At 71.1% G+C, this 21,747-nt stretch carries 15 protein-coding genes; 6 read left to right on the top strand and 9 right to left on the bottom strand.

Annotated elements, in window-relative coordinates; translation table 11 throughout:
• The first annotated feature begins 260 nt into the window (after positions 1–260).
• Positions 261–2,270 (top strand): acetyl/propionyl/methylcrotonyl-CoA carboxylase subunit alpha, encoded by a 2,010-nt coding sequence (locus J7357_RS06235; RefSeq protein ID WP_209245435.1) that lies wholly within the window; start codon positions 261–263, stop codon positions 2,268–2,270.
• Positions 2,271–2,346: 76 nt separating this feature from the next.
• Positions 2,347–3,087 carry a DUF6065 family protein gene (locus tag J7357_RS06240; protein WP_209245436.1) on the top strand — a complete coding sequence of 247 codons (741 nt, stop codon included), beginning with the start codon at positions 2,347–2,349 and terminating at the stop codon, positions 3,085–3,087.
• A 7-nt stretch (positions 3,088–3,094) separates the two neighbouring features.
• Here J7357_RS06240 and J7357_RS06245 read toward each other — a convergent pair whose 3' ends face one another.
• Positions 3,095–3,475, bottom strand: coding sequence for a hypothetical protein (locus J7357_RS06245; RefSeq protein ID WP_209245437.1), 381 nt, complete (start codon positions 3,473–3,475; stop codon positions 3,095–3,097).
• Positions 3,476–3,562: 87 nt separating this feature from the next.
• Positions 3,563–4,111 (bottom strand): excalibur calcium-binding domain-containing protein, encoded by a 549-nt coding sequence (locus J7357_RS06250; RefSeq protein WP_209245438.1) that lies wholly within the window; start codon positions 4,109–4,111, stop codon positions 3,563–3,565.
• A gap of 742 nt (positions 4,112–4,853) precedes the next feature.
• Between J7357_RS06250 and J7357_RS06255 the strand changes: the two genes are divergently transcribed.
• Positions 4,854–6,200 carry a hypothetical protein gene (locus J7357_RS06255; protein WP_209245439.1) on the top strand — a complete coding sequence of 449 codons (1,347 nt, stop codon included), beginning with the start codon at positions 4,854–4,856 and terminating at the stop codon, positions 6,198–6,200.
• Between the two features lie 83 nt (positions 6,201–6,283).
• Here J7357_RS06255 and J7357_RS06260 read toward each other — a convergent pair whose 3' ends face one another.
• From J7357_RS06260 to J7357_RS06275, 4 genes are all read right to left on the bottom strand, one after another.
• A complete protein-coding gene (locus J7357_RS06260; protein WP_209245440.1) occupies positions 6,284–6,634 on the bottom strand; it encodes a hypothetical protein in 351 nt (116 codons plus the stop codon).
• Between the two features lie 169 nt (positions 6,635–6,803).
• On the bottom strand, positions 6,804–7,184 hold the full coding sequence (locus J7357_RS06265; RefSeq protein ID WP_209245441.1) for a VOC family protein: 381 nt from the start codon (positions 7,182–7,184) through the stop codon (positions 6,804–6,806).
• A gap of 113 nt (positions 7,185–7,297) precedes the next feature.
• Entirely contained in the window at positions 7,298–7,708 is a 411-nt protein-coding gene (locus J7357_RS06270) for a hypothetical protein (protein ID WP_209245442.1), read from the bottom strand.
• Positions 7,709–7,721: 13 nt separating this feature from the next.
• Positions 7,722–10,418 (bottom strand): bifunctional acetate--CoA ligase family protein/GNAT family N-acetyltransferase, encoded by a 2,697-nt coding sequence (locus J7357_RS06275; RefSeq protein ID WP_209245443.1) that lies wholly within the window; start codon positions 10,416–10,418, stop codon positions 7,722–7,724.
• 596 nt (positions 10,419–11,014) lie between these two features.
• Here J7357_RS06275 and J7357_RS06280 point away from each other — a divergent pair.
• Positions 11,015–12,853: a monovalent cation:proton antiporter-2 (CPA2) family protein gene (locus tag J7357_RS06280; protein ID WP_209245444.1), complete on the top strand. Its 1,839-nt coding sequence runs from the start codon at positions 11,015–11,017 to the stop codon at positions 12,851–12,853.
• 481 nt (positions 12,854–13,334) lie between these two features.
• Here J7357_RS06280 and zwf read toward each other — a convergent pair whose 3' ends face one another.
• Both zwf and J7357_RS06290 read right to left on the bottom strand, forming a co-directional pair.
• Complete coding sequence (zwf, locus tag J7357_RS06285; protein WP_209245445.1) at positions 13,335–15,128, bottom strand: glucose-6-phosphate dehydrogenase; 1,794 nt, start codon at positions 15,126–15,128, stop codon at positions 13,335–13,337.
• A complete protein-coding gene (locus J7357_RS06290; RefSeq protein WP_209245446.1) occupies positions 15,125–16,915 on the bottom strand; it encodes a glycoside hydrolase family 15 protein in 1,791 nt (596 codons plus the stop codon). Before J7357_RS06290 ends, zwf begins: the two co-directional genes overlap by 4 nt.
• A gap of 121 nt (positions 16,916–17,036) precedes the next feature.
• Here J7357_RS06290 and J7357_RS06295 point away from each other — a divergent pair, with 121 nt between their 5' ends.
• A complete protein-coding gene (locus tag J7357_RS06295; RefSeq protein WP_010341557.1) occupies positions 17,037–17,747 on the top strand; it encodes a response regulator transcription factor in 711 nt (236 codons plus the stop codon).
• Positions 17,748–17,801: 54 nt separating this feature from the next.
• Here J7357_RS06295 and J7357_RS06300 read toward each other — a convergent pair whose 3' ends face one another.
• The gene (locus J7357_RS06300; RefSeq protein ID WP_244667324.1) at positions 17,802–19,172 is read right to left on the bottom strand and encodes a HAMP domain-containing sensor histidine kinase; all 1,371 of its coding nucleotides are present in this window, start codon (positions 19,170–19,172) and stop codon (positions 17,802–17,804) included.
• 212 nt (positions 19,173–19,384) lie between these two features.
• On the opposite strand from J7357_RS06300, the gene J7357_RS06305 reads away from it, so the two are divergent.
• Positions 19,385–21,724, top strand: a complete 2,340-nt coding sequence (locus J7357_RS06305; protein ID WP_209245448.1) for a YadA-like family protein — start codon at positions 19,385–19,387, stop codon at positions 21,722–21,724.
• The last annotated feature ends 23 nt before the right edge of the window (positions 21,725–21,747 follow it).

The raw sequence follows: 21,747 nt of genomic DNA on the forward strand, positions 1-21,747 counted from the left end.
CCCCTGCCGCGGACGGCGCACGTCCCTGTGCGCCGCCCCTTCGGGGTTTTTCCCCGTGCTGGCCGCCGCTTCGGAAGGGAACCCGGTAAGTCAAAAGCAAGGGCAACAGCCACAGCCACAGCAAAAGCCACAGCGAAGCCAAGCCAAGCGACCGCGGCTACAACGCTAGCAACCGAAACCGCGACCTTCGCAGCACGCACTTAACGCACGTCTGCACACCGCAAGCGCAACACCTCTAACCCTTCTCCAGGCACCCGATCATGGCCACCCCCGACCTGCCGACCTTCGACAAGATCCTCATCGCCAATCGCGGCGAGATCGCCTGCCGGGTGATCGCCACCTGCCGCAAGCTCGGCATCGCCACCGTGGCCGTGTACTCCGATGCCGACCGCGACGCGCGCCACGTGCGCCTGGCCGACGAGGCCGTGTACATCGGCGCTGCGCCGGCGCGCGAGAGCTACCTGCGCGGCGAGCGCATCCTCGACGCCGCGCAACACAGTGGCGCGCAGGCCATCCATCCCGGGTACGGCTTCCTGTCCGAGAACGCGGAGTTCGCCGAGGCCTGCGCCGCGCGCGGACTGGTGTTCATCGGTCCGCCGCCGGCGGCGATCCGCGCCATGGGCGACAAGAGCGCGGCCAAGGCGCTGATGCAGGCGGCCGGGGTGCCGCTGACGCCCGGCTACCACGGCGAGCAGCAAGACCCGGAATTCCTGCGCGCGCAGGCCGCGGCCATCGGCTACCCGGTGCTGATCAAGGCCAGCGCCGGCGGCGGCGGCAAGGGCATGCGCCGGGTCGATGGCGACGAAGAGTTCGCCGCCGCGCTCGCCGCCTGCCAGCGCGAGGCGCAGGCCGCGTTCGGCAATGCGCACGTGCTGGTGGAGAAATACGTGCTGCGGCCGCGGCACATCGAGATCCAGGTCTTCGGCGACAGCCACGGCGAACTGGTCTACCTGTTCGAACGCGACTGCTCGGTGCAGCGCCGCCACCAGAAGGTGCTGGAGGAAGCGCCCGCACCGGGCATGGACGCGGCGCGGCGTGCGGCGATGGGCCAGGCCGCGGTGGAGGCCGCGCGCGCGGTCAGTTACGTCGGCGCCGGCACCGTCGAGTTCATCGTCGCGCCCGATGGCGCGTTCTACTTCATGGAAATGAATACCCGCCTGCAGGTGGAACACCCGGTCACCGAATGCATCACCGGCACCGATCTGGTGGAGTGGCAACTGCGCGTGGCCGCCGGGCAACCGCTGCCGCAGCGCCAGCACGAACTGGCGATCCACGGCCATGCGCTGGAAGCGCGGCTGTACGCCGAAGACCCGGCGCGCGGGTTCCTGCCGTCGATCGGCACGCTGCAGCACCTGCGCCTGCCCGCCGCCGACGCGCATACGCGGGTCGATGCCGGCGTCGAGCAGGGCGATGTGATCGGCCCGCACTACGATCCGATGATCGCCAAGCTCATCGTCTGGGACGTGACCCGCGAGCGCGCGCTGCGGCGCATGCAGGCGGCGCTGGCGGCCTGCCAGGTGGTCGGCGTGTCGACCAATGCCGCGTTCCTGCAGCGCCTGGTCGGCACCAGCGCGTTCGCGCAGGCGGACCTGGACACCGCGCTGATCGAGCGCGAGCACGCGGCGCTGTTCGACACCCCGGCCCCGACCACCGATGCGCTGTGGCGCCTGGCGGCGCTGGCCTGGCAACTGCACGCGTCGGCGCCCACCGCGCACGCGGCCGATCCGCACTCGCCCTGGGACCTGCGCGACGGCTGGCGGTTGGGCGCGCCAGCCGCGCATGCGCTGACCCTGCAGCATGGCGACACCCAGCGCACGTTGCACCTGACTGCGCATGCCGGCGGCTGGCGGATCCACGCCGCGCAGGCGCAGGAGCCGCTCGAGGCGAGCGGCCAGTTGCGCGACGGGCGCCTGTCCGCGTTCCTCGGCACGCAGCGGGTGCAGGCCGATGCGGTGTTCGCCGGTACGCAGCTGCACCTGTTCGTCGACGGCCACGGCTACCTGTTCGAACGCCACGACCCGGTCGCCGAGGCCGACCAGCCGGCGGTGGAGAGCGGCGGGCTGACCGCGCCGATGCCGGGGCGCATCGTCGCCCTGCTGGTGGCACCCGGCACCCAGGTGAGCCGCGGCACGCCGCTGCTGGTGCTGGAGGCGATGAAGATGGAGCACACCCTGCAGGCACCGGCCGACGGCACCGTGCACGGCTTCCGCGTGCGCGAGGGCGAACTGGTCGGCGACGGCGTGGCGCTGCTGGATTTCGAAGCGGCGTGAGCGCTGCGCCTGGCGCGGTCGCCAAGACCGCAGCGAGGCGTCACACTCGGCGCTGGTCCATCCTCCTGCGCGTGCCATGAAACTCACCGCCCACGTTCTCGACGGCCACACCCTCGACGTGCGCCCGGCGCCGCGCGAGCGGCCGTGGATGGACCGCACCTCCGAGCGTTACGCGTACCGCTGCCTGCCGCTGGACATCGCCAACGCGCACGGCTGGGAGCTGCTGTGCCAGACCGCGTTCGAGGCCGAGTGGAACGGCGGCAACGCGCTCGACGACCTGCGCGTGCAGCCGGCGCCGGGCACGCACGCACCGGCGGTCAGCCACTTCGGCTACGGCGTGCTCACCTTCCACGTGCCGTGCCTGTTCCGCACCGAGGCCGGCGTGGACCTGTACGTCACCGCGCCGGTGAACCGGCCCAAGGACGGCATCGCCGGGCTCACCGGGCTGATCGAGACCGATTGGAGCCCGTACACCTTCACCATGAACTGGCAGTTCACCCGGCCCGGCCGCGTACGCTTCGACGCCGGCGAGCCGTTCTGCCACTTCTTCCCGGTGCAGCGGCGAGTGCTGGCCGAGACCGAGCCGCGCTGGCAACCGCTGTCGCAGACGCCGGAGCTGGAACGCGAACACCAGGCGTGGATGCGCAGCCGCGGCCAGTTCCTGCACGATCTGGAGCAGCCCGATTCCGACGCCAGCCGCGAAGGCTGGCAGCGCAGTTATTTCCGCGGGCCGGCGCCGGGGCAGTGCCCGGCCGGCGTGGAGCACCGGGTGAAACTGCGGCTGGCGCCGTTCACCCGCAGCGACGACGCGGAATGATTCCGGCTCAGCGCGCGTGGCGCTGGCGCACGCGCGTGGACAGGCGAAACACGCCATAGGCCAGCAGCATGCCCAGGATCCCGGCCACGGCATGCGCCCAGTCGAACACGCGCGGACCGATCCCACCGACCTGGTCGCCCCACAGGTTGAACAGCACCAGGACGATCACGGTCAGCCCCAGCCCGGCGAGGAACGCGGCGCGGTTGGCGCCCAGTGCGTAGAACAGGAACGGCAGGCCCAGCCCGACCAGGAAATGCACCGGGAAGAAGTACACCGAGCCGTACGGCCGCAACAGCGACCAGACGATGGCGGCGAACACCGCGACGAAGACGAACAGGCCCAGCGACAGGGTGCGGGTCCTGGTGGGAGAGAGGCGTGGCTCGGTCATGCGTCACCTGCAGGCAATGCGCGACCGTAGCCGAGTCCCGATCACGGACGGGTCAAGACCCTGCACCGCGCACGCGGCGGCCGCTGCTCAGCGCGCGCGCCGGCACCACTGCCGTTCGCACGGCACCCCATCGTGGTTGCCATCCATCTCCACGCCCGGGCAGTGCTGCAGGAAGTACACCGCTTCGTCGCACGAGGTCATCTGCGCGCAATGCGTGCGGCCGTCGCATTGGAAGGCCGGCGCCGGCGATGCGGGCGCCGTGACCACCGACGCGACCGGCGCCGGAGGGGCTACCGGCGGCGGCGCCACGAAGCGCAGCACGGCATAGCCGGCGACCGCGAGCACCACCAGCAGCGCCAGCACGCCGAGCCAGCGGCCGCGACGCCTGCGCGGTGCGGTCGCCGCCTGCGCGGCCGCTACCGGTGCACGCCCCGGCCGCATCACCCGCATCGCGTGCGGCCGTCCCTGCGGATCGTGCTCCAGGTCGAAGGAGATCAGTTCGCCTACCCGTGGCGGCACCCCGTCGGCGGGAAACGCCGCACGTTGCACCTCGGCTTCGGTCTCGCGATGCGCCAGGCGCACCCGGCCGCAGCCGCGCTCCTCGTTCCACTGAATCAAGGTCCCGTGCGTGCGCATGGCGTCACCGCAAGAAAGTGCATCGCCGCAGTGGACGCCGCCGTGCCCGGTGCGTCCACCGTCCCCACCGCGCCTGCCCGTTCCCGCCAGGCGCGACCCCGCACGCAGCATGCCACGGCGGCCGCCAGCGTGCCGGCGGGCCACCCGCTGCGCGCACGATCGACGTGAAGACCCACCGCCGTCTGCCATCGCGACGCCGGCGCGCGCAACTGTCTACCACCGGCTGCGCGGCGCTCGCTAGAGTCCGAAGCGTCGAGCAACGCCGAGGTCCGCGACCACGCGGGACTGGCGATCGACGCGCAACCCGGCATCGCGGCCGCCGCACGGCGCCGCCTCCGCAGCATTCGTCCCCCGATGCTGCCTTGCCGGGCCCGCGCGTTTCCCCCACGCTCGATGCAACAGGATCCTTCAGCGCAGTTGCCTTCCACACGGGGTCAGGAGAGCGACATGGACAGGTCTTCGGTCCGCTAGGCCGTTTCAACAGGACTGCCGTTTCCACAGCAACGTCGCCGCACCCGCGCGGTGGCGATGGGCGGTGCATTTCCAAAAGCGTCTCTCGCTTCGTCTGCGCGCGCAGGCGGATGCGTCCGCCCGTGCCTGCGGCGCGGACCTGGGCGGCGGGCGTCCTTTCATCGCGGCCGCGCAGCAGCGCGGGCGTGCGGCCGGTCCGGGGCCAGGGGATGTCCGGACACAGGACGCGGCATCGCCCGCACGCACCGACGCACTCGACCGGAGGTCCATCATGCAACCATCCCACCCGCGCACACTCGCCATCGCCGTCGCGCTGACCCTCGCCAGCGGCGCCGCCTCCGCCGGCCGGTTTCCGGATTTCGGCTACGCGCCGCCGGCCACCTACAAGGGCACGCTGTTCCAGCTCAGCCAGGACTATCCGCAGCAACCGCCCAGCGGCCCGTTGCCGGCGTTCTTCCAGAAACTGCCCAAGCCGCTGACCAACGACTTCGAGGCCTGGCGCGGCTACGCCGACGCGGTGAAGACCTACTGCCTGGAAGGCAACGTCGAAAGCGACTGGTACGTGCAGAACAACAAGGTGCGGCGCTGGTACCACGCGCCCTGGCAGCATTACGGCCCGCTCGGACGCGAAGGCGTGCACGGGCTGACCAAGGAGGCGCAGATCCAGGTCAAGCAACTGGCGCCGACCCAGCTCACCTCCGGCCAGACCTTCGCGGTGGGCATCTACAACGATGTGGGCGCCTACACCTTCGGCCAGGTGTGGAAGGACCCGCAGAACCCGGATCCGAGCTTCACCACCAAGCCCAACACCTTCCGCGACGGCACCGTGGTCTGCAAGGCGCTGTTCGCCGACGTGGATCTGCGCCAGGTCCCGTTCCTGCAGAACCCGGTGCTGTGGAACGCCTGGGTCACCAACAGCTTCACGTCCGCCGATCGCGCGTTCAAGCAGGTGGCGCTGATCCAGTTGGATTTCGCCGTGCGCGACAGCCGCGTGCCCGGCACCGGCTGGATCTTCGGCACCTTCCAGTACAACGGTGCGGTCAGTGGCAAGCCCGGCTGGCAGAACCTGGTGCCGGTAGGCGTGATGTTCGGCAACGATCCGCAGAACACCGGCGACGACTACACCAACAAGCAGCCGACCCAGACCCGGATCAACCCGCGCATCCTGCAGTCGGCGATCAACGCCAAGCCGGAACTGCCGCCGACCCACCTGGGCTGGAACGGCCGCCTCAACGGCCCGGTGGACAATCCGATCAGCTCCTGCATGAGCTGCCACATGACCGCCGAATCGCCGCAACTGTCGCCGATGAATCCGACCTTCCAGGCCGACAAGACCAAGATCCCGCCGGTCGGTTCCAAGGAATGGATGCGCTGGTTCCAGAACGTCCCCGCCGGGCAACCGTTCGACGCGGCAGCCAAGAGCACCGACTACAGCCTGCAGCTGGCCGGCGGCATCGCCAACTTCTACGACTGGAAGTGCACCCAGGACGGCGTGTTCGTCAGCGGCGGCAACCTGTGCGAGCAGCGCAAGACCTCGCTGAAACTGATGCGCTCCACCACGCCGCCGCCGATCGTGTACCCGGTCGAGCGTGGGGTGAGCAACCAGGAACTGGAGTAACCGCGACACGCCGGACCTGCCGCACGCCGCCGACGGCAGGCACGGCGTTGATCGGCACGACGAAGCCGGTGCAGGACAAGACGTCAGGCCTGCTGCTGCCTGCGCCACCAGCTCACCGCGTCGAGCAGGCCATAGGCCAGGAATGCCACCAGCACTACCTGCACATTGAGGACCGGCAGCGAACGCAGGACATCGTAGGTGCTGTTGTGGACCAGGACCTCCACGGTTCGACCCGTGGGGGAACCACGCCGGTCCAGCACCGGCACCGCATCGCCGCTGGCCCGATCCTGCGTTTCCTGCACGACCACCGCGTCCTGCTGGAGAAAGTGGTTGATGCCCTTGTACAGGAACATCGAAGACGAATACGCATGGAAATTGACCATCACCAGTAGCGCGAAGGCGACATAGACGACGGCACGTCGCAGATGGTTCATGGCGGACTCCCTGGGCACCGGCACGGCGCCTGCGATCGGTGGTGCCGGAGCATGCGACAGCAACGCCAGCGGAGCAACCAGGCGCTCATGCTCATGGCGTGCCGAGAGGCTGGATGCACATAGCGGCGTGCACCGTGCGGGCGCCCTCGCCCTGGCACGTCACGCCCGCTCAACCGACCTGCTGCCCCACCCACCAGGTCGTGCCGCCGGGATCGCGGAAGCCGCCACGCCGGTCCGGATCGTCCTTCTGCATCGGCGCCTGCACCGCCGTGGCGCCGGCGGCCAGCGCACGCTGGTAGGTCGCATCCACGTCGCGCACGTAGACGTGCACATGCGCCGGTAGCGCCGGCCAGCCCTCGACCGCATCGCAGAACATCACCACGGTGTCGTCGATGCGTACCTCGCCATGGGCGAGCAGGCCGCCCTCGCCGGGAATCTGCCGCAAGGGTTCGGCATCGAACACCGCAACCAGGAACTCGATGGTGCGCTGCGCGCCGTCGACGATCAGATACGGCGAAACCGAGGTGTAGCGCTCTGGCTTGAACGACATGAGAAGCTCCTCTGGGCAGGTGTCGGGGACGGGTCAGCGCTTGCGGTGATGGAGTCCCTGACGCGATGGATGCCCATGGCGGGATGCCGTTGTGCGAAGTCGTGCAGCCCCGCTCACAGCGCGCACGTGCTCACCCGCATCGCCAGGGTGAAGGGCAGCTTGCCCAGGTCATCGAGGCCTTCGACATCGAACGCATAGATACCCTTGGCCACGAGCGTCAGTTGCCCGTCGCGCGAAAGATGGAAGGTCAGCGTGTCGACGTCGACCGGATGGTGCGCGCCGGCCAGGTAAAGCGAGCCGTCGATGTAGCCGTCCTGCGGGTTGCGCGGGAAGTCGAAGCGCTGGCCGGCCAGCGCGCCGAGCCTGAGCGACGGCAGCGCGATGCCGTCCAGGCGGATCGCGGTGTCCACGATGTCGCCGTCAAGCAGAAAGGGGCGCAGCAGGATTTCCAGTGCGGCGTCCTCCGGCTGACCGGAGAGGATCGCGTGACGCGGTTGCAACAGGCTCGGCGAGAACGTCGACATCGTGGCGCCGACCTCAGTGCTGCGCCACCGGCAACACCACGTCCATCAGCGTGGCGTCGTCCGGATCCGGCGTGGCCTTGAAGCCGAGTTGCTGGCACATCGCCAGCATGGTGCGGTTCTCGCGCAGCACCTGGCCTTCGACCACCTTGAGGCCGAGCCAGCCGGCGTACTCGATCATGATCCGCATCAGTTGCCAACCGATGCCGTGGCCCTTGAGGTCGGAGCGGATCAGGATGCCGTATTCGCCGCGGTCGTAATCGGCGTCGGCGTGCAGGCGCACCGCGCCGAGCATGTCGCCGCTGCGCGGTTCGATCGCCACCAGTGCGATCGAGCGCGCGTAGTCGAGCTGGGTCAGGCGCGCGATGAACTCATGGCTGAAATGCTTGACCGCCTGGAAGAAGCGCAGGCGCAGGTCCTCGTCGGTGACGCGGGCGAAGAAGCTGCGGAACAGCGCGTCGTCCTCCGGCCGCACCGGACGCACCAGCGCGGCGCTGCCGTCGTTGAGCGCGATGCGCCGTTCCCACTCCTTGGGATACGGGAAGATCGCGAAGCGCGGATGGCCGCGGCCCTTGTGCAGGCGCCGCGACGGCGCCACCGCCACCCGCGCGTCGACCGCGATCACTCCATCGCGATCGGCCAGCAACGGGTTGATGTCCAGCGCGCGGATCTCCGGCAGGTCGGCGGCCAGTTGCGCCAGCTTGACCAGCACCATGGCCACCGCGCGCTCGTCGGCGGCGGGCACGTCGCGATAGGCCTTGAGGATGCGGCTGACGCGGGTGCGGCCGATCAGTTCGTGGGCCAGGCGCAGGTCCAGCGGCGGCAGCGCCAGCGCCTTGTCGTCGATCACCTCCACTGCGGTGCCGCCGCGGCCGAACACGATCACCGGGCCGAATGTGGGATCGTCGGCGATGCCGGCGATCAGCTCGCGCGCCTTCGGCCGCAGCAGCGAGGGCTGCACCAGCACGCCGTCGATGCGCGCATCCGGACGCGCGGCGCGTGCGCGGGCGAGGATGCCCTCGGCCGCATCGCGCACCGCCTCCGCGCTGACCAGGTTGAGGCGCACGCCGTCCACGTCGGACTTGTGCGGGATGTCGGCCGAATGGATCTTCACCGCCACCGCCGAGCCCTGCGCCAGCATCGGCGCGGCCACCTGCGCCGCGGCCTCGGCATCGGCGGCGTGCGCCACCGGCGCGGTGGGGATGCCGTAGGCAGCAAGCAATCGCGTGGTCGCCAGCGGGTCCAGCCAGGTCTGCCCGGCGGCCAGCGCGGCGTCGACGATGCCACGCGCGGCCGCGGCATCGAAGGCGAAATCGTCGGGCAGGCTCGGCGGCGTTTCCATCAGCGCCGCCTGCGCCTCGCGGTAGCGCACCAGGTGCATGAAGCCGCGCACCGCATCGGCCTCGGTGGCGTAGGTGGGGATGCGCGCGGCATTGAGCGTGGCGGTGGCGCTTTCGTCGTTGCCCAGCCACACCGCGAACACCGGCTTGTCGCGGTGATGGCGCGGGCGCTGGCCGAGGATGCGGGTCAGCGCCTGCGCCGCCTCGGCGGAGGAAGTGAACGCGGTGGGCACGTTGACCACCAGCACCGCATCGTTCTCCGGATCCTCCAGCAGCGCGCCGGCGGCGGCGGCATAGCGCTCGCCGTCGGCGTCCACCACGATGTCCACCGGATTGCGGTGCGACCATTCCTGCGGCAACGCCTGTTCCAGGCGCTGCTGCGTGGACGCCGACAGCGTGGCCAGGGTACCGCCGAGATCGGCCAGCGTGTCCACGGCCAGGCGGCCGACGCCACCGCCGTTGCTGAGGATGGCCAGGCGCCGGCCGGGAAAGGTGCTGAGCCGGCCCAGGGTCTCGGCGGCGGCGAACAGCTCGTCCAGCGCGCGTACCCGCAGCAGGCCGGCACGGGCGAACGCGGCGCCGTACACCGCATCGGAACTGGCCAGCGCCTGCACATGGGTGTCGGCGTTGGGATCGATACGCAGTTGCCGGCCTGACTTCACCACCACCACCGGTTTGGCGCGCGCGGCGGCGCGGGCGGCCGACATGAACTTGCGCGCGTCGCGGATGTGTTCGACGTAAAGCAGGATCGCGCGGGTGCGGTAGTCGGTGGCGAAGTAGTCGAGCAGGTCGGCGAAGTCCACGTCCAGCGCGTCGCCCAGCGAGACCACCGCCGAGAAGCCGACCGCGCGCGCCACGCCCCACTCCACCAGCGCCGCGGCGATGGCGCTGGATTCGGAGATCAGCGCCAGGTCGCCCGGCTGCGGGCAGTGCGCGGCGATGCTGGCGTTGAGCCGCGCATGCGGGGCGATCACGCCCAGGCAGTGCGGGCCGAGGATGCGCAGGCCCTTGGCGCGCGCGGCGCTCTCCACCCGCGCCGCGGCCGAGCCCGGCCCGCTGCCGAGCCCGGCGGTGAGGATGATCGCCGCAGCCACGCCGCGCCGCGCGGCGATCGCCACGATGCGCGGCACCATCCGCGCTGGCGCAGTAATCACCACCAGGTCCGGCACCCACGGCAGGTCGGTGAGCCGGCGCACCGTGGGCACACCGTCGATCTCGCGGTAGCGCGGGCTGACCCAGCCGATCTGCCCCGGGAACCCGGCCGCGCGCAGGCTGCGCACCACCGCCCGCCCGGCCGAACGCTCGCGCGGGCTGCCGCCGACGATGGCGACCGAGGCGGGGCGGAACACGGACTGCAGGTGATAGGTGCTCATGGCGGCGGCAGAGGCGAGCGAATGCGCTAACGGTACACGGCTGGCCGCGGCGCGGGGATGATCCGGGTCTTGCGGCCGACGGTAGCGCGGGTTCGGCGACTGGGCGCACTGTCGCGATTCCGGCCTCCGCGCGTCGGGGCTGAAGCCCCTCCCACAGGGGCTTCGGTCGGCGGCCAGGCACTCACGGTTCGCGTGTGTTGCTGGATCAGCAGTGGCATCGACGGCAGCACGTCCTCCTTGGAGCGCTTCATGACACCTCGACTCACCCGTTTCTGCCGCGCATCGCGCCGTCTCGTAGGGAGCGGCTTCAGCCGCGACGAGGCGTTACCGGTGAGGCACCGTCGCGGCTGAAGCCGTTCCTACGCGTGTGCGCTTGTGCTTGTTCGATGCCCCCTTCAGGCGCGACGCGACCACGCCACAGGCCACAGGCACAGCGCGCTGACCAGGCGGCGACCCCTCCTCCACAGCAAGGCCAGCAGCACCGCCCATCCGTCCCCACCTCTCGGGTTCGCCGAGCCCAGCGAACACCAGCCCCACAGCCCGGGTCAGCAGACGGTCGCATTGGCGGCCGCATAATGCGGCGATGGAGACGACTCGTGCATAGCGGCGGCCTGGAACTGGCGCTGGTGCTGCTGCTGGCCGCGGTGATCGCGGTGCCGGTGTTCAAGCGGCTTGGCCTGGGCGCGGTGCTGGCCTACCTGGCCGCGGGCGTGGTGCTGGGGCCGGACGGGCTGGGCTTCGTGCAGGACACCGAGCGTATCCTCAACGCCGCCGAGATCGGCGTGGTGATGCTGCTGTTCCTGATCGGCCTGGAGCTATCGCCGGCGCGATTGAAGGTGATGCGGCATGCGGTGTTCGGCGCCGGGTCGGCCCAGGTCGCGCTGACCGCGCTGCCGCTGGGCGCGCTGGCGCTGTGCATGGGCATGAACTGGAAGAGCGCGCTGGTGATCGGCCTGGCGCTGGCGCTGTCGTCCACCGCGGTGGGCCTGCAGCTGCTGGCCGAGCGCAAGGCGCTCAACAGCGACTACGGCCGGCTCGGCTTCGCCATCCTGCTGTTCCAGGACCTGATCGCGATCCCGCTGCTGGCCGCGGTACCGCTGCTCGGCGGCGCCAAGAACGACACCCTGACCTGGACGGAAGTGGGCCAGGCGCTGGGCGCGCTGGCCCTGGTGGTGCTGTGCGGGCGCTTCGTGCTGCGCCACCTGTTCCGCACGGTGGCGCGCACGCGCATGCCCGAGGTGTTCACCGCCAGCGCGCTGCTGGTGGTGCTGGGCAACGCCTGGTTCCTGCAGAAGGCCGGGCTCAGCCCCAGCCTGGGTGCGTTCCTGGCCGGCGTGCTGCTGGCCGATTCGGAGTTCCGCCACGAACTCGAAGCGCAGATCGAGCCGTTCCAGGGCCTGCTGCTGGGCGTGTTCTTCATCGCCGTGGGCATGGGCATCGACCTGGACCGCATCGTCGCCGAGCCGTGGTTGATCGCCGGTGCGGTGGCCACGCTGCTGCTGGTCAAGTTCGCGCTGCTGGCCGGCATCGGCCGCGTGCTGCGCCTGCCCTGGCGCAGCGCGCTGCTGCTGGGCAGCCTGTTGTGGCTGGGCGGCGAGTTCGCCTTCGTGGTGTTCACCGAGGCGCAGCGCGTGCGCCTGCTCGACGACGCCACCCACGACCGCCTGGTCGCGGTGGTCGGCGTGTCGATGGCGCTGACCCCGCTGCTGCTGCTCGGCATGCAGCGCCTGCTCGGCGGCAGCGAGGCCGGCAAGGGCAAGCAGCCACCACCGCCGGCCGCGCAGTACGACACCGTGGATGCGCAGCGCGCGCAGGTACTGATCGCCGGCATGGGCCGCTTCGGCCAGATCGTGGCGCGCCTGCTGACCGCGCAGCGCATCCCGTTCGTGGCGCTGGAACACAATCCGGACACGGTGGAGGACCTGCGTCGCTTCGGCAACCAGCTCTACTACGGCGACCCCAGCCGCCCGGACCTGCTGCGCGCGGCCGGCAGCGACGGCATCCGCATCTTCGTGGTGGCGATGGACGACCCGGAGACCAACATCAAGACCACGCGGCTGATCCGCCGGCTCTACCCCACCGCCAAGGTGCTGGCGCGTGCGCGCAACCGCCAGCACGCCTGGCGGCTGATGGACCTGGGCGCCGAGCCGTTCCGCGAGGTGTTCGCCTCCAGCCTGGAACTGAGCGAGCAGGTGCTGCTCGGCCTGGGCCTGGACGCGGCCACCGCCCGCGACCGCATCGCCCGTTTCCGCGAACACGACACGCAACTGCTGCGCGCCCAGCACCTGGTCTACGACGACGAGGCCGCGGTGGTGCAGACCGCGCGCGCGGCGCGTGCCGATCTGACCAAGCTGTTCGAGGCCGACGTCAACGATCCGACGGCGGGGCCGGCGGATGCGACGGGCGCAACAGGCGCGGGACAGCAGCGCAGTTGATGCGGGTGGCTTGAATGCTGCGGCCGGAGCCACGCGGCCAGCGGTGTCGCAGGCGTGCGCTGCGTGATGTGCGCTCGTCGCTGCCGACAACGGCGGTCATGATGGGTACGCCGTTGCCACGCGCGACGGATCGATGGAGATGCCGACGAGTCGCCGAGGCACGTGCCCACTGCGTGGTGCGCGTGTAGTCGAGCGTGGTCGCGTCGGGGCTGAAGCCCCTCCCACAACTGCAGTCGAGAGCCTCAGGCGCGGTGACGCTTGCTGACTTCGACAACAGGGGACGATGGAACTCCCATGCGTGCCGGTTAGCCAAAGCCAATGCTCGGCAAACGCGCTGTGTCCGCGCGCCGCCAATCCTTCCATTGTGGGAGGGGCTTCAGCCCCGACTGCAGGATCCAGCCGCCGCGGCTGTGCCGCTCCTCCCTGACATGGCGGCATCTCCCCGGACACTGGCGCTCATGCCAGTGCCCGGAGCACCGCTTCAGCGCTTGCGCGCGGGACGCTTCGCGGTGCTGTTGGCCACACGCTTGACGGTTTTCTTCGCGACCTCCTTCGCGGCCTTCTTGGCGACCTTCTTGGCCGCCGGCTTCTTCGCTGGCGCCGAGGCAGTCTCGCGCTTGGTCGACTTGCCTGGCTTCGCGGAAGCCGAGGCATCACCCGCCTTGGCCTCGCGACGCTTCGGCGCCGGCGTCACTGGCCGGGTCTCGGTCGTGGCGGTGGCTTCGGGCGGGCGCCGCGGCGGCGGGCGGCGCCCGGCGGTCAGGGTGCGCCAGGTATGGCCGCCGTTGAGCGCCAGCAGCGCATCGGCCGCCGCCGGGCCGGCACTGCCGGCCGGGTACTGCGGGGTTTCGTCGGCCGAGGTCTGCCAGGCGTCGAGGATCGGCTGCACGATGGTCCATGCCGCCTCGACCATGGTCGCGTCCTGGAACAGGCCGGCCTCGCCATGCATGCAGTCCTGCAGCAGGCGTTCGTAGCCCACCGTGTATTCCTTGGGGAACCAGTCGCGGTAGCGGAAGTCCATGCGCACCGGCGCCAGGCTGACCCGCGCGCCCGGGCGCTTGACGTCGAACTGCAGCGAGATGCCCTCGTCCGGCTGGATGTGCAGCACCAGCCAGTCCGGGCCGTAGCCGCCGATCTCGGCGCTGCGCAGCGGCGCAAGCGGCGCCGGCTTGAAGCGGATCGCGATCTCGGTGGTGCGCTCGCGCAGGCGCTTGCCGGTGCGCAGGTAGAACGGCACGCCGGCCCAGCGCCAGGTGTCCACCTGCAGCTTCATCGCCACGTAGGTCTCGGTGTTGGAATCCGGCGGCACCGTGTCTTCCTCGCGGTAGCCGGGCACCGCGTTGCGGCCGATCGCACCGGCCGCGTACTGGCCGCGCACCACGTCGGCCGGACTCAGCGGCCGCACCGCCTCGATCACCTCGGCGCGCCGGCGCAGCATCGCCGCCGGGGTGAACGCCGCCGGCGGCTCCATCGCGATCATCGCCAGCAGCTGGAACAGGTGGTTGGGCACCATGTCGCGCAGGCAGCCGGTGGGATCGTAGAAGCCGCCGCGGCCTTCCACGCCGATCGTCTCGGCCGCGGTGATCTGCACGTGGTCGATGCGGTCGCGGTTCCACACCGGCTCGAACAGGCCGTTGGCGAAGCGGAAGGCGAGGATGTTCTGCACCGTTTCCTTGCCCAGGAAATGGTCGATGCGGAACACCTGGTCCTCGTCGAGCACGCGGCCGACGATGGCATTGAGCTCGCGCGCGCTCTGCAGGTCGTGGCCGAACGGCTTCTCCACGATCACCCGGCGCCAGCCGCCGTTGGCGCTCTGCTTGACCAGCCCGGCCGCCCCCAGCTGTTCGATCACCGGCGCGAAGAAGCGCGCCGCGGTGGCCAGGTAGAACAGCACGTTGCCGCCGGTGCGGTACTGCGCGCCGATCTTTTCCAGCAGCGCGCCCAGGCTGCGATAGGTGGCTGCGTCGTTGAAGTCGCCGCGCAGGTAATGCAGACGGGAGCGCAGCCAGCCCCACACCTCCTCGTCCAGGCCATCGGCCTTGAACTCGGCGTCGCGGTCGGCCATCAGCCCGCGCATCGCATCGCCGAGCATGCGCCGCCAGGCCACTTCGCTGACCGCGCCGTGGTCCACGCCGATCACCGCGAATTCCTCGGGCAATGCACCGCTGTGGCGCAGGTTGTACAACGCCGGCAGCACCAGGCGGCGGGTCAGGTCGCCGCGCGCGCCGAACACCACGATCAGGCAGGGAGGGGTGGTCTGGGAGGCATCGCTCATGGATGGGTGTCCTGTTCGCCGATCAAGCCATGCAGGCGCAGCGCCGCGTGGACCAGCGCCACGTGCGAATAGCCCTGCGGGAAATTGCCGAGCATGCGGCCGCTGCGCGGGTCGTACTCCTCGGCCAGCAGGCCGACATCGTTGCACAGCGTGAGCAGACGCTCGAACAGCGCGCGCGCCTGCTCGCGGCGGCCGAGCAGCGCGTAGTTCTCCACCAGCCAGAAGCTGCAGGCGATGAAGGTGCCCTCGCCGGCCGGCAGGCCGTCGCCGCTGGCGTCGTCGGCGCGATAGCGCTCGACCAGGCCGTCGATGCTCAGGCGTGCGGCGATGGCGTCGGCGGTCGCGGCCACGCGCGGATCGTCCGGCGGCAGGAAGCCGACCAGCGGGATCAGCAGCGTCGCCGCGTCCAGCCGCTCGCTGCCGTAGCTCTGCACGAAGTAGCCGTCACGGTGCACACCCTGCGCCAGCACCTGCGCGTGGATCTCGTCGGCCAGCGCGCGCCAGTGCGCGCGTTGCGCGGCATCGGCGTCGGTGACGCCGTCGCGCGCGCCGCAGTCGAACGCCAGCCACGCCATCACCTTGGAATGCACGAAGTGCTGGCGCTTGTCGCGGATCTCCCAGATGCCCTCGTCCGGCTCGCGCCAGCGCTGCTCCAGCACCTCCAGCAACTGCCGCGCCAGCGAGCGGCCATGCACCGCCGTGGCCATGCCCTCGTGGTGGCCGCGGTGGAACGCGGCGATCACCTCGCCATAGACGTCGAGCTGGAACTGGCCGACCGCGGCGTTGCCCACGCGCACCGGCGAGGCGCCTTCGTAGCCGGGCAGCCAGTCCACCGTCCATTCGGACATGCGCCGCTCGCCGCCGATGCCATACAGCGCCTGCAACTGGTCGGGCGAGCCGGCCACGGTGCGCTGCAGCCAGCCGTGGAAGGCGGCGGCCTCGTCGAAGTAGCCGGCCGCGCGCAATGCGGTGAGGGTGAACACCGCATCGCGCAACCAGCAGAAGCGGTAGTCCCAGTTGCGCTCGCCACCCAGGCGTTCGGGCAGCGAAGTGGTCGGCGCGGCGACGATGGCGCCGGTGGGCAGATAGCTCAAGCCCTTCAACACCACCAGCGAGCGCCGCACCGCCTCGGTCCACGGGCCGGCATGCAGGCAGCGGTGCGACCAGCCGTGCCAGAACGCCTCGGTCTGCGCCAGCGCCTGCTCCGGCTCCAGCAGCGGCGGCAGTTCCAGGTGCGAGGCGCCGTGGCTGAGCACGAACCAGGTGCTCTCGCCGGCCTCCAGCACGAACTCGGCCTCGGTGGCGAAGCCATGGCCGTGCATGGCCTGCGGGCTGCGCACGGCGATCTGGTCCGGCCCGGCCACCGCCTGCAGGCCGCCATCGATCTGCGAGACCCAGGGAATGGTGCGGCCGTAGTTGAAGCGCAACTGCAGTTGCATGCGCAGCGGCACCGTGCCGTGCAGGCCGCGCACGATCCGCACCACATGGTTGTGCATCACCTCGTCGTGGCTGGCGACCATGAAGTCGAGCAGCGCCACTGCGCCGGTGTCGGTCTCGAACCGCGTCTCCAGCACCAGGCTGCCGTCGCGGTACGCGCGGGTGCTGGTGTAGCCGCCCTGCGGCGCGATCGCCCAGCGGCCGTGGTCGGGCTCGCCGAGCAGGGCGGCGAACAGGGCATCGGAATCGAAGCGCGGCAGACACAGCCAATCGATCGAGCCGCAACGGTCCACCAGGGCCGCGCTGCGGCAGTTGCCGAGCATGGCGTAGTCTTCGATTCGCGAGGCCATCGTCGGCGCCGGGACGGAGGAGCGGCGAGTCTGCCAGCGCCGGTGTTTGCATCGCGTAATCGCCGCGGCACGCCGTTCAGGCGCGCGCAAGCGCGCGGCTGCGGCTACACTGCGGCTGCGCATGACTTCCGATCCCGCTGCCGCCGCCCTGCGCACTCTGGTCCTGGAGGACGATCCGATACTGCGCGATCGCATCCTGGTACCGGGCCTGCGCCGCTTCGGTTTCGCCGCCGACGGCTGCGGCACCGGCGCCGAACTGCAGCAACGGGTGCAGCGCGAGGGCGCCGAGATCGTGGTGCTGGATGTCGGCCTGCCCGATACCGATGGCTTCACCCTGGCCGGCGCGCTGCGGCAGCAGTACCCGGACCTCGGCATCGTCATGCTGACCAGCCTGGGCCAGACCGAGGACCGCATCCGTGGCCTGACCGGCGGCGCCGACGCCTACCTGTCCAAGCCGGTGGAAATCGACCTGCTCGCCGCGACCCTGCACAGCCTGGCGCGGCGCGTGAGTGGGCGTCCGCCGGCGGCGCCGGCGCGCGGGCGCTGGCAGATGAGCGAAGACGGCTGGTGCCTGCTGTCGCCGTCCGGCGCCGCCGCCGCGCTGACCGGCAGCGAACGCCGCCTGTGCCTGCGCCTGCTCGAGCAACCGGGCCTGCTGGTGGCGCGCGAGGCGCTGATCGCCGCCCTCACCGACCGCGTCTACGACTTCGACGCGCACCGCCTGGATTCGATGGTGCACCGCCTGCGCAGCAAGGTGCAGCGCCGCTGCGGCGAACCGCTGCCGCTGGCCGCGGTGCACGGCAAGGGCTACATCCTCGATCCTGCCGGCTGATCCGCCCCGCGCCATCGTGCGCCGCGTGGCGCGGGCCGTCGCGTCAGGCCAGGCCTACGCCGGCACCGCGGCCGGCACCGCATCGGCATGCGGCAGCACGATGCGGAAGCGCGTGCCCGCGCCCACCGTACTGTTTACCTGGATGCGGCCACCGGCGCGCACCACCAGATCGCGCACCACCGCCAGGCCCAGGCCGGTGCCGCTGTCGGCGGGCTTGGTGCTGTAGAACGGCTCGAACACCTGCGCGGCCACCTCGGCCGGCATGCCGTGGCCGTCGTCGGCGACCTCGATGACGGTGCCCTCGTCCTCACTGGAGACGGCGATGTCGAAGTGACCGCGGTCGGCGATCGCGTCGCGGCTGTTGGAGGCCAGGTTCAGCAGCATCAGGTCGAACTGGCTGCGCTCGAAGCGGATCGGCGCCGGCGCCGCCGGGAGCGAACAACGCAGCACGATCCGCGCCTCCAGCAACTGCCGCAGCATCGGCTGCAGCGCCTCCACCGCGGTGGCGGCGTCGAAGCGTTCGACATGCTCGGCATCGCGGCGGCTGAAGCGCAGCAAGCGACGCACGATGGTCATGCCGCGCTCGGCCGATTCCTCCACCGCCGCAAGACTGTCCTCCAGTTGCGCGATGCGCTGCGCGTCGCCGGCCAGGTCGTCGTCGTGGCGCGCGGCGGCGAAGCCGGACATCACCGCCAGGATGTTGTTGAAGTCGTGGGCCAGGCCGCTGGCCATGCGCTCGGTGATCTCGCGCTTCTGCGCGTGGATCAGTTGGGTCTGCGCGCGCTCGCGCTCCTGCATCTCCTGCTGCAGGCGCTGGCCGCGCGCGTTGGACTCGCGCAGGCTCTCGCGCAGCGCCTCGGTGGTGCGGTCCAGCAGCAGCGCCACCAGCAGGTAGCTGAAGAGCACCGGCAGCACGTTGAACAGCGCCTGCGACGGCGCGCCGGCCAGTTCGGCCAAGGCATCGCGGCCCACGCCGACGCCGAGCATCAGCAGCAAGGCGACGAAGGTGACCCACAGCGCGCGGCGCCCGAGCACCAGCCCGGCCAGGATCAGCACCAGCATCTGCGCCAACTGGTCCGGCAACTGCCGCTGGAAGCCGTGGATGGCGGCATTGACCAGCAGCGAACCGAGCATCGCCCCGAGCAGCAGCCGCACGCCGCCGCGCAAGGCGCCATGGCGTACGCGCACGAAACCGATCGCCGCGCACACCCCGATCAACAGGCTCATGCTCAACGAGATCACCAGCCCGGGCTGCACCGGCTGCCCGCGCAGCTGCGGCCACGCCAGCAGCAGCGCGATCACCAGCGTGGCGGGAATGGTCACCGCCAGGAACAGCAGCAGCAACTGGATCACCCGCGCGTTGCGCCGATCCACCTCGTCCAGCAGCGGCGCGCGGCCCAGCCAGTTCCAGAACGCCTTCGCCATGCCGCCGTGCTCCATTCCCGTTCAGTGAGAATCCGATGATGATCATGCGAGAACTTGCAGGTGACAAGCCGGTGACGGCGGGCCTAAGTTCGCATGACGGAACGCGCCCGGGGACGACGGCGCTGCTCCCAGACCACTCCTGACCGATGCGGAGGCGCACGCGCGCCGCCGACGTCACCTTCTGCCCTGTCGTTTTCCAGCCCGAGATCGCCATGAACGCACGCTCTTCCCTGCGCGGCACCGCCGCCCGTCATCCGATTCCCCGCGCGACCAGCACCCTGGCCCTGGCCTGTGCGCTGTGCCTGTCGTCGACGGCCCTGGCGCAGACGCCCGCCGCCACGACGACGACCGGCGCCGCCCAGTCCACCGGCACCGACACCACGCCCAGCGACGCCAGCGCGACCCCGGCCGCGACCACCTACGATCCCAGCGTCTACTTCAAGGCCATCGGCAGCGCCGACAGCAACGCCGGCGCCGAGGCCGATGGCGACGAAGCGCTGGCCGCCGGCGAGGCCGCCTCGGCGGTGGGGACCGGCGCCATGGCGATCGGCGGCGGTGCGGTGGGCTACGCCGACCATGCGCTGGCGGTCGGCCACAACAGCCTGGCCACCGAGATCTCCACCACCGCCATCGGCGGCATGCTCGACGTGGATTACTCGTCGCTGCCCAACGGCGTGACCATCCTGCAGCAGACCTCGGCCACCGGCATGGCCGCGACCGCGCTGGGCGCCGGCGCCCAGGCCAGCGGCAAGTTCAACGTGGCTGCCGGCGCCGGCGCGATCGCCAGCGACCGCTCCAGCGTCGCGGTCGGCGGCATCGTCGACGTGAGCGAGGAGATGAATCCTGGCTTCGGTGTGGAAGGCACCCAGTTGCAGGCCACCCAGGCCACCGGCCCGCTGTCCACCGCGCTGGGCGGCGGCGCACTGGCCACCGCCTACAGTTCCACCGCGGTCGGCGCCCTGGCCGAAGCCAGCGCCAACCGCACCGTCGCCGTGGGCACCACCGCGGTCGCCAACCAGTACGCCGCCGTGGCGGTGGGCGCGCAGAGCCAGGCCACCGCCGAGTGGGCCACCGCCTTCGGCAACGGCGCACGCGCCCTGGGCACGCACAGCGTGGCCATGGGCCCCAGCGCGTACGCGCAGAGCGACGACGCCACCGCGGTCGGCCCGGCCGCGCTCGCCCTCGGCGTCGGCTCCAGCGCGCTCGGCAACGGCTCCTGGGCCGGCGGCACCCGCAGCCTGGCCCTGGGCGGGGGCATGGTGTGGAACGGCGAATTCTTCCGCGAGACCCCGGTGCTGTTCTACGACAGCATCGCCGTGGGCACCGGCGCGGACGTGTTCGGCGACCGGTCGATCGCGATCGGCCCCGGCGCCCGCGTCGGCAACTCGCAGTTCGTCAACGACCAGACGACCATCACCAACAACAGCGTGGCGCTGGGCGCCGGCTCGGTCGCCGAACGCGACAACACCGTGTCCATCGGTGCGGTGGGCGCCGAGCGCCAGCTGACCAACCTGGCCGCCGGCACCATGGACACCGATGCGGTCAACCTGGCGCAGTTGCGCAACGTCGCCGCCGCCTTCGGCGCCGGCAGCGTGGTCGATGCCAACGGCAACCTGATCGGCGGCAACTACCTGGTGCAGGGCAGCCACTACACCGACCTGGGCTCGGCGATGGGTGCGCTGGACACCGCGCTGACCGGCTTCGGCAACCGCCTCGACGCGATCGGCGGCTCCGGCGGGGTCAGCATCGGCGGCGGCGGTGGCGCGGCCACGGCACCCAGCACCGGCGCCGGCACCAATGCCGTGGCCGTGGGTTCCGGGGCAACCGCCAACGGCAACAACGGCCTGGCGATGGGCGCGCAGGCGCTGGCCTACGGCCCCAACGACACCGCCATCGGCGGCAACGCCACGGTCAATGCCGACGGCAGCACTGCGGTCGGCGCCAACGCCCGCGTTGCCGCCGTGGCGACCAATGCGGTGGCGCTCGGCGAGAGCGCCAGTGCCTCGGCCGCCTCGGCCACCGCGCTCGGCCAGGGCGCCTCGGCCACTGCCGCCAACGCGGTGGCGCTGGGCCAGGGGTCGGTCGCCGACCGCGCCAACACGGTGTCGGTGGGCAGCGCCGGCAACGAGCGGCAGATCGCCAACGTCGCCGCCGGCAGCGCCGGCACCGATGCGGCCAACGTGGCGCAGATGCGCGCCGGCGACAGCGCCACCCTGAGCAGCGCCAACGCCTACACCAACACCCGCATCACCGCGCTGGACGACAGCTTCAACCAGTTGCGCACCGACACCGAACACCGCCTCGACGGCATGGACCGGCGCATGGACAAGCTCGGCGCGATGAGCGCGGCGATGCTCAACATGGCGGTCAACGCCGCCGGCACGCAGAGCCCGCGCGGGCGCGTGTCGGTCGGCGCCGGCTTCCAGGGCGGACAGCAGGCGCTGTCGATCGGCTACGCCCGCAAGCTCGGCGCGCGTGCCTCGTTCAGCCTGGGCGGCGCCTTCAGCAACGGCGAGTCCTCGGCCGGCATCGGCGTGGGCGTGGACCTGTGATGTCGCGCGGCGCCACGCGCGCC

Source organism: Xanthomonas sp. D-109, assembly GCF_017746095.1.
GTDB classification, from domain to species: domain Bacteria; phylum Pseudomonadota; class Gammaproteobacteria; order Xanthomonadales; family Xanthomonadaceae; genus Xanthomonas_A; species Xanthomonas_A sacchari.